Genomic DNA, 13,203 nt, shown 5'->3' with positions numbered 1-13,203 from the left:
AGCGAGTTAGTGCTTGGCGGACTTCCTGCGTCCACGGGCCACAAATACCGCACCAGCGAGGGCCATGAGAAGTCCTAGCCCTGCAGCGGCGAAGCCGTCAAAACCGGTGTTTGCCAGTTCTGGCGCGGTGGAACCGGCAGCCTTCGTGATGGACTGTTTCTCGACTGCAGGAGCCTTGCTAATTTCACCTGCTGGCTTGATTTCGGCGGCAGCCGTTGGAGACTTATCTTCGGATGGAGTTGTTTCCTCTTCGATTTCTGGATCTCCCGAACCTTCGCCTTCAGTCTCCGGCTGGATGCCGAAGTACATTTCAAGGTAATACGCTCGCAGTTCGGGGTCGTTAGCAAAAACCTCTTCGAGGAATGCTTGGATCTCCGCGGCGTCTTCATCGCTTTCAATGCCTTCCATCATGAAAGGCAGAATCAAGTCAATCAGCTCGAGCCCGTTGTCGGATTGGAAATATTCTTCCCACTGGGCTTTGTCCCAGTCGAAACTTTCCTCAGGAATAAGCTCGTTAATGGACTGCCAGAAAGCCAGCTCTTCATCAGAAAGGTCGAATTCTTCGTACCAGATGATATCTTCAGCAAGCAATTCATCAAGAAGTCGGTTCATCTCCTGCCCGGCTTCGGTCTGATCGAAAGCTTCCCACTGGGCTTCGTCCCAGTCCTCACTACTTTCGGGCATCAGCGCGTCAATTTGGGCCCAGCGAGGGTCTTCGCCTTGGACGGCAACGTCCGATGATGTTTCGGTGGCCTTGACCGACTCAACAACTTCAGCAGTGAGCTCAGGTGTAGCTTCAGGTTCTGACGAAGCAGCTGATTCCGTCACCGCGGGTTTTGATTCTTCGGCCACATCGGAAACAGCAGTTGGAGCAGCCGAGGACTCGGTTGCGGGGTCAATGGCAGGTTCCGACGTTTCTGTCTCATTGGATTCGTCGGCATCGAGCATCGTCTCTGGCTCAGCTGGAAGGATGCTTTCCTCGGATTCAACGACGTCCGCTACGGGAGACTGCGACGCAACTGGCTCCGCCTGCGCGTCCGCTGACGTTGACGATTCCACTGGCGTTGAGATGACCTCATCCGAAATCACTTCTGCATTTGCTGCCGGGCCGCTAAGCACCAATCCCGTGATCAGTGCCGTCGACATTGCCGCCGCGCCTAATTTGGTTTTCAATTATCCTGCTTCAAAGAGTGCGAATCGGCGCAAGAACCTCACAACAGAATAAAATAGCAATGATTGCTAAAGTCGCTCTGTCCTGCGCCGATGAATTGATGATTAGGCTAAATCTAGCTCATTGCCCGAAGATTCACCAAGAAATTTTTTCACGTAAAACTCGTTGCCTGCGAGCCTGAGGAACCTCATTAAACGAGGTTATGAATTAAGCTCAATTCCGCTAATGATTCTTTGGTATACCTGTATTCGAATTTTCTGAACAGCAGAAGTGCTCGTTGATCTCACGCAAAGTGCCTGGAATTCACCTTCGAACTAAACTGTCCCCTCTCATTCATATACTGAAAAGCAATATTCAGAAAGAGGGAGAGAATGGCCACCCGAAAGACTCAGGACACCGCGTTCAATCAACAACAGTCAGCTCCCACAGTCACGGTCTATCAGAATCCCGATCATGTCAGCGGCATACTTCAGCAGATTTATCGAGCCCCGCTGGTAAAAGAGGATACGACTGAAGGCGGCGGAACCAATACCGCAACGGAGACAACCACTGTTGACGGTTCGGCGGAAGGCACAGGAAACATCGGTTGGCTCGGGTCGAAATTGGGTCTCACTGCGAGAATGTCCGCAGGTGAAGAGGTTATCGAGGCACAGGCCTCGACTCAGAACCGCCGCTCAGTCTGGGAATACACCCAGGCATACTATCTGCATGTCGTTCGCGAGTCGTTGCGTCATTTCGGGTTGCTTCACACGGTCGCAACTCTGTCCGACGCGGAGACTCTGAAAGTTGGTGATCTCGTTGAATACACTACTGAGTTCAAGCCAGATCAGATGTCAGCGTTCCTTGATGTACTTTCGCCAGAACTCATAGCATCCGTCGTTCGCTTCCAAGCAAAGCAGAAGGCGCTGAAAGCTTTTGAGAAGTGGGGCGACTTCGATGCGCAGCAGGCCTACTTCGCCGAAACTGGATTCCGGGCCGATGCCCAGGCCGAGTTTGCGGCATCCGTAACCAGGGCGATTCGGAAGGACTTCCGTAGCGATGGAACACGTGAGTTCTTTGGCAATCTCGGCTCGGAGAACTACCAAGTCACGGCGATAACTATGTGCGATGCTGCCTATTTCACCGTCGAGGACACCGATCGGATCCTCGACGGGCGCTTTACTGTTTTGGGCAAGGTCGCGGAGTCAGTCGAACACGACCGTCCCACCCTTGAGCGTAACAAGCTCCTCAGCTCTGTTCCTGTTGAAAGCTTTGAAACACTGGTGGACGAACTGATGGAGCAGGCGGATCAAGGTCTCAAGAAAGCGAAGATCACTGGAGCAATGGCCTTCGACCTTGGCCTCTCTGCGCGCATCGACGGGGCTTCGTTCAAAGTGATCCCGATAGCGATCTACGTGTAATCTATTCCTCCTTAACTACCCATCCGAAAACAAAAAGGGGACTCTCATGATAGAAAATCTCAACCGCGATCAGACTTTCGCGTTGATCTCTGAAATGAATTCAACTCGCAATCTATTGGCCTACGGGATACGGGCGATGCGAACCGCAGCGTTCGTCGAAACCACACGAGATCCCATCTTCACCATGCTTTCCATCGGCGTGGAAAAGCTATACAAGCTGACGTTGGGGCTAGTCGACCTGGAACGCGATGGCAAATGGCCAACAAAGGCGCAGATGAAATCGCACGGGCACAACCTCGTAGACATGCATGATGCCGTCTTCGACGAACTCAGGAAACTAACAGCGGATAAGTCCGAATATGTTCGTGGTCTGCTCTCCTCAGTTGAGGACGATTTCGTAGTCAAGCCTTTGATCGCGGCGCTGGGCAGATACGGGCAAAGTGGTCGCTTTTACTATCTGGATGTTCTTGGGGACTCGCCGCAGGTGTGGGAAAGTCCCGAAGAACACTGGCAGCGCATCGAAGACGCCGTGATGCTCGAACCGGAGATCAAGGACTTATTCAATGAGGCCATGAATTCCGTATCGGACAATGAACTGTGGGATTCCTTCCATCGTTCGCTCCATGAACGAATCGCACTTTCCATCGAACGCCTGTGGGAAATGATCGCCGTTGCCGGCAGGAACCACGCGCTCGGCGAGTCGGGGACGCAGTTCGGGTTCGAAGTTCATCCTCGTTCCGTCGGTCGCCAGTAAGGCACCGGCAGCAGCAGAGACCGACGTTGGAAAGAGCGAAAGTTACTGGCACGCTCCTAACCTCAACATGATTACACTCTAACTTTCAAGGCTCACCATCGGCGATGCGGCCCAAGACGAGCGGCGATCGACAGCATGACATGATCCCGTTTTGGTCAAGTGCTGCCATCTGGTCGCAGAAGGCATGCAGGAGACGAGGACGGGCACCATCGTTGAATTACGAAACAAGAACGTGCTACACGTGCTACGCACTCGCTACACGATCCGGCCAACTCTCGGCCGCCCCATGCTTCTGCGACCTACAAGCGTCGGGTACAGTCCGGTTGGCATACCTTTAGTCCCATGCTCGATCATCGGCGCGAAATAGTGGGATAACTACAGCAGCCGAACGACGCACATTCCGAAGGGAAGCCGCGGTCGGTCCCACACGCGGATCCGGCGCTAAACCTCGGACCGAAACGAGAGTCATATTTCCTTTTAAAGGATGGTCCCGCCTTAGGATTAACTGACATAAGTCGAAATAGACCAACTTTAAAGCATACTGGTCATGAACGGAGGTGAGTGCTCATGGCCCGCGCCCCGATTAATGGTGACACGTTGAACTGGGCACGCGAACTCGGACGCGTGACGCAGGAAGACCTCGCAAAGGCTGTAGGGGTCAAGACTGAACGGGTCATGGAATTCGAAGCAGGCGAGAGTCTTCCTACCTTCCGACAGCTTACCCTGATGGCAAGCAAACTTGATCGCCCACTTGGATTCTTCTTCGCCCCGGCCCCGGCGGAGCCTGACGTACCCGATACGGCCGACTTCCGAGGTCGCCTACACGACGAGCTGCCGGCGGACCTCGCCCGAGAGATGCGCCGGGCCGAGCAGCATAGAGACGCTATGCTCGATCTGGCGACCACTCACGGTGAGAAGTTGGAGCTGCGACCCTTGTCTTAGGAAAACTTGAAAGACCAGGCCGCCGACGTGCGTCGACAGTTCGGTCTCCTTGACACCTTCGTCCCTACCGAGTCCCAGATCAACCAGGTCTTCAACTTCTGGCGCGGACTAATCGAGGCCAGGAACATCCTCGTGTTCCAGACCACGAAGATCGCGTTGGGGACCTTCCGCGGATTGTCCATCCATCATGACAGGTTGCCTGTCATCCTGATCAACGGTGGGGACAGCGCTTCCGGTCGCACATTCACCTTGTTTCACGAGCTCGCGCACCTTGCGAACCGCACCAGCGGCCTCTGTGTACTCAAAGAAAACATCAACGAGGAGGCGTTGGCAAACAGCTTCGCGGCCAATTTCTTAATGCCCGAAAACTCTGTTCGCCGACAGTTGCGCCCGATCGACGATCCGTATGAACTGTCTGGACACCTAGCGTCGGTCTTCAAGGTCAGTCCGCTTGCCGCCGCCGTACGTCTTCGGACCCTCAACATCATCGATGACGAAGGCTTAGCCGCGATCCGGTTGCGCAGTGACGCTGAGTGGAGCAAAGTGCGAGAGTTGAGAAAGAAGTCTGGCAGTATTGTGCCACCATGGCGACTCCGCTATCGAGATCTCGGCTCTTCTTACATTGGCGCCGTTGCTCATGCAATCGAGGACCGACGGGTAGACATGATGGATGCCACTTATCTCCTCAATGCGCGCGTTCCAATGGTCGAACAGCTCTTGACCGAATACTACAGAACTGGGGGTGCGGAGTGACCTACACCCTCGACAGCAACATCCTCATCAATCTGCAGCGGGTGTATCCGCGCGACATCTTCCCTAGTATCTGGGAGAGTATCGAGGTATCAGCAACCAACGGAGACAGCTGCATTTGCGAGGCCGTCCACCGGGAGGTCAATCGCAGTGGTGACGCCCTCCACAAGTGGGCCAAGGAACTTCCCGACTTCGTCTGCGCAATTTCTGAAGACGAACTCAACATGGTAGCGGAGATCGCTAACGCGCATCCAGGATGGGTACAAGGCCAGCTCAACGAGGCCGATCCATTCGTGATCGCCCATGCGAAAGTCGAGCGCTCGTTGCTGGTCACCGAAGAGCGCAGGAAAGGGCCCAACACATCTGAGAAGAATCTCAAGATTCCCAACGTCGCGGCTGAGCACGGCGTGGAAGTCCTAAAGTTCTTCGATTATGTGCGCCGCGAGGGTTGGACATTCTAAGGTCCCTCTCGGTCAGGCTGTAAGTGAGTCAGCCTGCTCGCTGCGGTCGACTCATGATCCCTCGTTCCCCTCATCTTCAGAATTCTCAGTTCTCGAACGACGAGTTTGATAGAGATAGCGGCCTCTAAGCCGGATGAATTCATCCGCGCGGTCGTTCTCGCCGGTCAGCGCACCGGTGAGCTTCCCGAAAGCTCCTTCGTTGAGCACTGCCGCATCCGTCAGGATCTCCCGCAGTTCCGGCGACGCCATGAACTGGTCGAGCGCGTTGTGGTCGATCTTCTCGCCGATGCGCGGATCATCCTCCGCCATGCCAGCCGCGGCGACCACGAAGCCCTGGATCTGTGGATCGGCGAACTCCGCACCGAACGGCGCGTTGATCCTGGCCACGATGTCCGAGAGCAATTCCTGCTGCGGATCCTGCCTAGAGACATGCGAACCGACGCCGGTGATCCACGGAGCACCGGAGTGTCCAGCTCGCCGGACAGGCCGATGTCCGCCTTGCCCCTGTCGATCTGGCGGACCTTGCGCAGTTCGAGCCCGGAAACGTTCACCGAGGCAGAGACATCGTCGGATGGCAACAGCCTTATAAGCTGGCGCAGGAACTCCGCGAGCTTTTCCAGGTCGCTGGTGCCGTAGTCGACGACCTGGGACATGAAGTCGTACAAGCGCACGAACGGGCCGCAGTCCTACTTGAATGTGCGCAGCTCGTCGAGGGCCTGGCCGTCATCGCTTTCCGATGCATCAGCCCACCGGGCAACGTACTCGTCGCGTGCCGGAGTCACCGCCGCAGTCAACGCACTGTGGGACTGGATGCGCGCCCACCACGCCTTCGCATACCGCTCTACGTCGGCCTGCGTGTAGATGCGCGGCATTGACGCTGAGCTTGGCGATGACCAGGACTGCGGGGACAAACTGGTGCTGGAAAAATGCAGCAGTCGAGCCCTCATCACTTTGGCCCGCCGACGGCTGACCGTGCCCTTCGCCATGATCCGTGGCGTGTCATTTCATAATGTACCGGAGCAGGAAATTGCTCCACGGGCTCCGGACACGTCCCGCCGTCCATCGGGCAAGCAATGGCAGGCATCATCCCGACGGCGAGTCCAAGCTCTAGCAACTATGGGCAACGAGGTGCAGGATAGGTTCCATGGATCCACAAGATGCTTTGATTCTTCCTGATGTCACCGCTTGGCGCGCTTGGCTCGACGAACACGAAGAAACCAGCGATGGCGTTTGGCTGGTAGTGGCAAAGAAGGGAACGACTTCCCCCACCTCGCTCGCTGTCGCACAAGCATTGCCCGAGGCGCTCTGCAGCGGATGGATCGATGCCATCCGCCGCAAACGCGACGAGACGACCTTCCTCCAGCGCTACACTCCCCGCCGGAAGAACTCTGTCTGGTCCCAGAAGAACACTGAATTCGCCCAGGAATTAATTGATCAAGGACGCATGCGGCCACGAGGCTTCGCGGAAATCCAGAAGGCCAAGGAAGATGGACGGTGGGAGCGTGCCTACCAAGGCCAGGCCACCGCCCAGGTTCCTCCGGATCTGCAAGAAGCGCTGGATCGTTCGACCGTGGCGGCCACGAATTTTGCGGCCTTGAAATCCCAACCGCGCTATCACATCCTGCATCAGCTGATGATTGCCCGAACGGAGAAAACGAGGACTGCCCGCTTGGCCCGATTCGTTGCAGAACTTGAGCAGGGTCCAGAAGCCTGATCCTTGGTCCGGTACAGTACTACGCGGACGATGCCACTGAGCGCTAGCTTCTGGAGCGGTATATCGCTTCGGCGATCATGGCGCCTGCTTGCAAAATGGCTGCCGCAAGAATGACTAGCGCGGCCGCAGTGGCCCCTCCAAGAATCAGCATGACTACTCCGACAAGGCCCAAGGTCCAGGCAATGAACATTGCTCCTGTAGTCATTCCTAGTCCGGCCTGCCGGGTTTTCTTCACGCTCTGAGTCATATCGCCAGTTTAGACGCAGGACTGAGCTCTGGGGAAAATGGTTTCTGGAACTGATCATTTTCGCGGGGGCCTTGGTACCGTGGAATTCAATGCCCGGGCAACGCCGGCAATATCTCATCTCACGATTGGATTCATGGTTTGCGTGTATTAGTTCCGTGGCAAAGCTTGGTCGACAGCATGCAGATTCCCGGGGTCGAAACCGTCTTGTGGAATATCAATGATGGCGAGCCTCCAGCAGCTGATGTGCTCGTTACCGAGCGGCCGCTGGATCCTGCGCATCGCTCGCGAGTCAGCAGAATCCCGGGGCTCAAGCACGTGCATCTGCTATCCCTCGGCTACGAGTGGGTGCTGGAGCATCTCCCCGGCGAAGCAGTCTTGTCGAATTCCCGCGGCGCAGTGGAAGACTCCACCGCTGAGCACTGCCTCGCCCTCGTACTGGCCGCATTGCGCGAGCTCCCTGCGGCCATGGCCTCGCAGAAAGAGCAGGAGTGGCCTCGCTTGTGGACTTCCTCGCTTTTCGGCTCCAATGTCGTGGTGCTCGGAGTGGGCGGTGTTGGCACAGCCACTATTGAACGGCTCAAAGCCTTCAAACCAGCCAGAATCACCGGAGTCGCCAGTTCCCCGCGAATCCTGGATGATGGCACCAATGTCGTCGCCCTGCGCGATGCAGCTGAGCTCCTGCCTGAAGCCGATGTCGTCATCTGCACTCTGCCGCATACACCCCAGACCCAAGGCCTTATTGATGCAGGATTCCTCCAGCGCATGCGCGACGGCGCACTGCTGGTGAATGTCGGCCGCGGCCCTATTGTGAACACCGCAGATCTGCTCGACGAGCTGCGCTCGGGACGCCTGCGCGCGGCTCTGGATGTGACCGATCCCGAGCCGTTGCCCACGGGCCATCCGTTGTGGACCGCGCCGAACTGCATCATTACGCCGCATATGGCTGGTGATACCTCGGAATTCATGCGGTTGGTGTCGAATTTGGCGACGCAGCAAGTTCAGCTGCTATCCACCGGTTCGGCACCGCACAACATTGTTCGCCGCAACCTTGGCTAGGCCCTGCTTGCTGCCAAGGAATGCTCGACAATTTCATGAACCTTGTCGACGGTAACCGGAGCCAGGGTAACGCCGAGGGGTCCATGCCCCGCGGCTACTGTCAGGTTCTCGTATTTGCGTTGCCCGATGATCGGCACGCCGCTTGCAGTCATCGGCCGGGCGCCCTGCCAACGGCTAAGTTCCGGCAAATGCCTAAGCTCTGGCAGCAATGCTTCCGCGCCCTGGCGCAGGGCTGAAATATCCGAATCAGCTGGAACTGCATTGCTCATGCCGCCAAAACGCATTCCGCCCGTAATTCGCACACGTCCAGGCATTGGACTGATAACCACATGATCTTCCATCCCCATCAAGGCACGACTAACCAAGCGGTCCTGATCTTCCAGAGTCACCGACCAGCCGTATCCAGGCTCAACTGGCACACTGACTCCCAAGGCCTTGCCGGTTTCACGGCTGGAGGCTCCCGTTGCCAAAACAACGTGTCGCGCCGAGACCCTCCCGGAATCAGTGATCAAGGTGTGCAGGTTGGATCCGGTAGCTTCGTGGTCGATGACCTTCGCACCTACGACCTGGGCTCCATGGTCAATGGCATCTTGCAACCAACGCCTTGCGGCTTCTTCAGGATCCAGGAAACCTTCGTTGGAGAACCAGATCCCGCTGGCAACTCCATCTTCTACCCCGGCCTGCAGATCAACGATTTGCTCTCGATTCACAACATCGCAGGTCGCACCAGCCGCACGCATGCGCTCGGCATCCGCATGCAGGCGTTCGGCATTGCCCTCATCCGTGGATAGCCACAACCAGCCTTGCTCTTGCATGCCGAGATCCAATCCGTCTTCTCTCAGCTGCTGGTATCGTTTCTGGCTCAGTGTCGCCAGGCCATGGAGCTTCGCTGTATCCCTTTTGACACGTCCCGGCCTGCAGTTCATTGCAAAGCTGGCCAAGAACTTCAATGATTCGAACCCCAATGGCTTCGCAAACGTCACCGGGGCATGCTGGCTGCCGAAAGTTTTAATGCCCTCCCACAAGTTCCCTGGAGTGGACATCGGAGTCGAATAGCTCGGGACGATGAGTCCTGCATTGCCCAGGGATGAACCGCGTCCCGGCGCGGGATCAATAACCACCACATCCAGCCCGTCTCGGCTCAGCCGGCTGGCAATTCCTGCGCCGATTATTCCGGCACCAATAACTGCGACGTCAGCTCGTTCTAGGCTCATTCTTGCTCCTGCGCTACGTTTCCTTGCTGGCTAGATGGTTAAATCATCACGCCAGCACCCATCGGTATTGTGTTATACCTTACACCTTAGTGAGTATCCTGCCTGCGGATACAGCCACACTTCCCGCCAGGCGGGCACACTGCCATGAGGGTTTGCTCGAACGTGGTAAACAAGTAGATATGACTACGAGCAATCACACTCCCTTGAGGGCGATCAGCCTGCGCGAACAGGCCCGAAACGCAATTCGCACCTCGATTGTCATGGGGCAAATCCAACCGGGAAATGTGGAAAGCGTTGTCAAAGTTGCCGCCGAACTAGGGGTGTCAATTACCCCGGTCCGCGAAGCTGTCATGGATCTGGCAAACCTGGGAATTGTGGAAGTCATCCGCAACAAGGGATTCCGCGTACCGGTCCTGACCGAGCAAGATCTGGACGAGATTTTCAAGCTCCGCACCATGCTGGAAGTTCCAGCGATGCGCGAAGTCGCCGAAAATTTCCATGGCACCGATCCGGAGCCATTCAAGACGCTGGCTGCTGACATCATTCTCGCGGCCCGCGAAGGCGACGTCCGCAGATTCCTGGACAGCGACCGCAAGTTCCACAAGGCGCTCTTGGAGACCCTTGGAAACCATCGCCTGGTGCAGACCGTCGAGCAGCTACGCGACCAAGCTCGCATGCAGGGCCTGCAGAAAATGGCTGATCATGGTGACCTCACGGAATCCGCCGAAGAGCACTTGGAGATCCTGGCAGCCATTGCCGCAGGTGACGGCGATCTGTCCGCCGAACTAATGACCCGCCACCTCGCGCACAGCCGCGGCATTTGGGCCGACCGCCCCGAACCTCAAGCTACTTAGAAAGTCCCGAACCCGCCATTGGACTCGAATCACGTTTTGTGTAATATATAACATAGAAGTGATGCACGCTACAGTTGCGTCTTGGACATCGGATATCCCGATCCCCAACAATCTCGAGGACTCGAATGAAAACAAAGATTTCAGCACCTCAAATGCTTGTTATCGGCCTGACGCTATTTGCGATGTTCCTAGGCGCCGGCAACATCATCTTCGCCCCGTTGGTCGGGCAGCAAGCCGGCAAGTCTTCCTTGGTGCCCATGAGCGCCTTCCTCCTGACTGGTGTCGGCCTGGTGCTTCTGGCGATCATCGTTTTGGCTAAGGCCGGCGGTCGAGTTGAGCCGCTTTCGGACCGCGTGCATCCCTGGTTTTCCAGAGGCTTTTGCGCGCTCTTGTTCCTGGCGCTCGGCCCTTTGTACGTAATCCCCCGGACAGGTTCCGTGGTGTACGAGATCGCTCTCAAGCCGCACCTTGACTTATCAGACGACGGCGCCCGCTGGATGCTGCTTGCCTTCTCGGCCGCATTTACCGCGTTGACGATCTTCCTCTCCCTCGACATGGGAAAGCTGGTGGCGCGTCTGGGAAAATTGATTACTCCCGTTTTCTCCGTGCTGCTGCTCATCATTATCGGCAAGTCATTCCTCACGCCGATGGGCGCCCCGCAAGATCCTATTGAACCGTACCTTTCCAGCACATTCCTCAAAGGTTTCACCGAAGGCTACTTCACCATGGACGCGCTAGCAGCGCTCGTATTCGGTGGCGTCTTCATCCAATCCATAAAAGCCATCGGGATTACTGAGCCCCGTGCTATCACCAAGGTCTTCATCAAAGCCGGCGTGATCACCGTCATCGGCCTGTCCTTATTGCATATTTCGATGGCTTGGATCGGCGCAACCAGCGTTGAAGCTATCGGACGCTTCGACAACGGCGGCGCAGTACTGGCCGAGTCTTCCCGCTATCTGCTGGGGACCGGCGGCGTCATTGCCATGGGCGTCATTGTTCTCTTGACCGGCATCACCACGAACATCGCCTGTCTGTCTTCCGTATCTGAATATTTCAGCAACATCACTCCATGGGCTAGTTACCGGCGCTGGGTATATATCTTCGGCCTGGCCGGGTTGCTATTCACCAACTTCGGACTGGAAACCGTTTTGGAAACCGCTATTCCGCTGCTGATGTTCCTGTATCCGCTGTCAATTACCTTGATTCTCCTTGTAATGCTCAACCGGTTCTTTTCCGGATACCAGTCCGTATACATCGGCGCGATCTTGGGCGCGGGACTGATCGGCCTATTCGATGCAGTCAAATCCGCAGGTCTTTTTGTTGACGGCATCGACAACGCCTTGGCTTTCATCCCGATGTTCGCCCAAGGCGGCGGTTGGATTATCCCGGCCTTCGCAGGCGGCCTTCTTGGCTACCTGGTCGCTCGGCTTCGCGCAGAACCAAAGCGTGAGTATCCAGAAGCTCAGCGGAACACTGCGAGCGAACCGCAACAAGCTGTGTCAAAATCCTGACGTTGTCAAAACAACAGAAACGAGCATCCATGAACCTCACTAAGCAAGTTTCACCTGTCTGGTACACATCCGAGCAAGTTGCGGAAGCTGTCAGTCCTGACCGCGCGCGCGAACTTCTAGAAAACGCCTTGCGGGACGGCTTCGATCCAGCGACAGATCCTGATCGCACAGGCATCGCTGCCGGAAGCGGCGAAATGCTGCTCATGCCCTCGACCATCGGCGAATGGTCGGGCATTAAAGTAGCCACCGTTGCCCCAGATAACCCGGGCAAGGGGTTGCCCCGAATCCAGGCGAACTACATTCTGATGGACGCCGAGACGTTGTCCACCCAGGCATTGCTTGAGGGCGCGATGCTCACGGCTTTGCGCACACCAGCAACTTCGGCCGTAGCAGCTAAGCACTTGGCCCCGTCAGGCCCATGCACGCTCATGGTCTTCGGGACCGGGCCGCAAGCTTGGGGACATATAGAAGCCATGTCGGAAATCAGGGAAATCACCGAGGTCATCATCTCGGCCCGCAATCGCGAACGAGTCGATGCCTTGGTGGCGAAGGCCAATGCTTTTGGACTGGCTGCCAGAGCTGGGGATCCTGGCGACGTTGCCAACGCTCAACTCGTGGTGTGCGCGACAAGTGCAAGCGAGCCGTTGTTCGACGGATCGCTTGTCCAGCCAGGAGCATGCGTTATCGCGATGGGTTCACATGTGCCCGAGTCGCGCGAGCTCGATGGTGAATTGGTTGGCCGCTCATTGGTAGTGGTAGAAGATATCGCTACAGCTCTGCGTGAAGCTGGCGATGTCATTCAAGCCATCGCTGAAGGCACTTTGCTGGCCGGTAACCTAGCCACCATCGCCAAGCTGGTGCAAGGCCAATTCACCCGGTGTGATGATCGGCCTAATATCTTCAAGGGTACTGGGATGTCCTGGCAAGATCTGGTGGTTGCTGTCGGCGTTCACGAGCACTTCACCAACTAGGCGACAGCGAACAGGGATTCCAGTGCCGTGGGGGGGGGGGGGGGGGGGGGGCCCCCCCCCCCCCCCCCCCGGGCGGCCCCCCCCCCCCCCCAACCCCACAACCACAGGCGGGGGGTGGAGGATGGCCGGGGCGAAATAATAGACAAGGAAAAAAAGAA

Annotated in this window: 15 protein-coding genes; 10 read left to right on the top strand and 5 right to left on the bottom strand. The window is 56.8% G+C overall.

Translation table 11 applies throughout. The features are described 5' to 3' along the window. Positions 1 to 6 precede the first annotated feature (6 nt). Positions 7 to 948 carry an LPXTG cell wall anchor domain-containing protein gene (locus ACWICV_RS10995; RefSeq protein WP_454091011.1) on the bottom strand — a complete coding sequence of 314 codons (942 nt, stop codon included), beginning with the start codon at positions 946 to 948 and terminating at the stop codon, positions 7 to 9. A 594-nt stretch (positions 949 to 1,542) separates the two neighbouring features. Between ACWICV_RS10995 and ACWICV_RS10990 the strand changes: the two genes are divergently transcribed. The 5 genes from ACWICV_RS10990 to ACWICV_RS10970 all read left to right on the top strand — a co-directional run bounded on the left by ACWICV_RS10990 (position 1,543) and on the right by ACWICV_RS10970 (position 5,478). Then, positions 1,543 to 2,571, top strand: coding sequence for a DUF6414 family protein (locus ACWICV_RS10990; protein ID WP_400291359.1), 1,029 nt, complete (start codon positions 1,543 to 1,545; stop codon positions 2,569 to 2,571). Positions 2,572 to 2,617: 46 nt separating this feature from the next. Next, complete coding sequence (locus tag ACWICV_RS10985; RefSeq protein ID WP_400291361.1) at positions 2,618 to 3,325, top strand: hypothetical protein; 708 nt, start codon at positions 2,618 to 2,620, stop codon at positions 3,323 to 3,325. Positions 3,326 to 3,892: 567 nt separating this feature from the next. Further along, positions 3,893 to 4,267: a helix-turn-helix domain-containing protein gene (locus ACWICV_RS10980; RefSeq protein ID WP_400291362.1), complete on the top strand. Its 375-nt coding sequence runs from the start codon at positions 3,893 to 3,895 to the stop codon at positions 4,265 to 4,267. Between the two features lie 6 nt (positions 4,268 to 4,273). Continuing rightward, entirely contained in the window at positions 4,274 to 5,020 is a 747-nt protein-coding gene (locus ACWICV_RS10975) for an ImmA/IrrE family metallo-endopeptidase (RefSeq protein ID WP_400291364.1), read from the top strand. Beyond that, complete coding sequence (locus tag ACWICV_RS10970; RefSeq protein ID WP_400291366.1) at positions 5,017 to 5,478, top strand: DUF4411 family protein; 462 nt, start codon at positions 5,017 to 5,019, stop codon at positions 5,476 to 5,478. The genes ACWICV_RS10975 and ACWICV_RS10970 overlap by 4 nt, the downstream gene beginning before the upstream one ends. Before the next feature lie 51 nt (positions 5,479 to 5,529). On the opposite strand, the gene ACWICV_RS10965 is transcribed toward ACWICV_RS10970, so the two are convergent. Both ACWICV_RS10965 and ACWICV_RS10960 read right to left on the bottom strand, forming a co-directional pair. Then, positions 5,530 to 5,880, bottom strand: a complete 351-nt coding sequence (locus tag ACWICV_RS10965; protein WP_400291368.1) for a hypothetical protein — start codon at positions 5,878 to 5,880, stop codon at positions 5,530 to 5,532. 284 nt (positions 5,881 to 6,164) lie between these two features. Continuing rightward, entirely contained in the window at positions 6,165 to 6,350 is a 186-nt protein-coding gene (locus ACWICV_RS10960; protein ID WP_400291370.1) for a hypothetical protein, read from the bottom strand. A gap of 272 nt (positions 6,351 to 6,622) precedes the next feature. Here ACWICV_RS10960 and ACWICV_RS10955 point away from each other — a divergent pair, with 272 nt between their 5' ends. Then, entirely contained in the window at positions 6,623 to 7,192 is a 570-nt protein-coding gene (locus ACWICV_RS10955; RefSeq protein ID WP_332595448.1) for a YdeI/OmpD-associated family protein, read from the top strand. A gap of 43 nt (positions 7,193 to 7,235) precedes the next feature. On the opposite strand, the gene ACWICV_RS10950 is transcribed toward ACWICV_RS10955, so the two are convergent. Further along, on the bottom strand, positions 7,236 to 7,439 hold the full coding sequence (locus tag ACWICV_RS10950) for a hypothetical protein (protein WP_332489410.1): 204 nt from the start codon (positions 7,437 to 7,439) through the stop codon (positions 7,236 to 7,238). Between the two features lie 138 nt (positions 7,440 to 7,577). On the opposite strand from ACWICV_RS10950, the gene ACWICV_RS10945 reads away from it, so the two are divergent. Continuing rightward, the gene (locus tag ACWICV_RS10945) at positions 7,578 to 8,495 is read left to right on the top strand and encodes an NAD(P)-dependent oxidoreductase (protein ID WP_332595449.1); all 918 of its coding nucleotides are present in this window, start codon (positions 7,578 to 7,580) and stop codon (positions 8,493 to 8,495) included. Here the strand turns inward: ACWICV_RS10945 and ACWICV_RS10940 are convergent. Beyond that, positions 8,492 to 9,709, bottom strand: a complete 1,218-nt coding sequence (locus tag ACWICV_RS10940) for an NAD(P)/FAD-dependent oxidoreductase (RefSeq protein ID WP_332731549.1) — start codon at positions 9,707 to 9,709, stop codon at positions 8,492 to 8,494. The two genes, ACWICV_RS10945 and ACWICV_RS10940, sit on opposite strands and share 4 nt — an antisense overlap. 179 nt (positions 9,710 to 9,888) lie before the next feature. Here ACWICV_RS10940 and ACWICV_RS10935 point away from each other — a divergent pair, with 179 nt between their 5' ends. From ACWICV_RS10935 to ACWICV_RS10925, 3 genes are all read left to right on the top strand, one after another. Beyond that, a complete protein-coding gene (locus ACWICV_RS10935; RefSeq protein ID WP_332731548.1) occupies positions 9,889 to 10,563 on the top strand; it encodes a GntR family transcriptional regulator in 675 nt (224 codons plus the stop codon). A gap of 125 nt (positions 10,564 to 10,688) precedes the next feature. Then, positions 10,689 to 12,074 carry a branched-chain amino acid transport system II carrier protein gene (gene brnQ, locus ACWICV_RS10930; RefSeq protein ID WP_454091010.1) on the top strand — a complete coding sequence of 462 codons (1,386 nt, stop codon included), beginning with the start codon at positions 10,689 to 10,691 and terminating at the stop codon, positions 12,072 to 12,074. Between the two features lie 29 nt (positions 12,075 to 12,103). Continuing rightward, positions 12,104 to 13,045, top strand: a complete 942-nt coding sequence (locus ACWICV_RS10925; protein ID WP_400291378.1) for an ornithine cyclodeaminase family protein — start codon at positions 12,104 to 12,106, stop codon at positions 13,043 to 13,045. The last annotated feature ends 158 nt before the right edge of the window (positions 13,046 to 13,203 follow it).

The organism is Glutamicibacter sp. NPDC055354, assembly GCF_053644955.1.
Note: the sequence above shows the minus strand (reverse complement) of the source record. Positions and strands in the feature narration are given on the sequence as shown.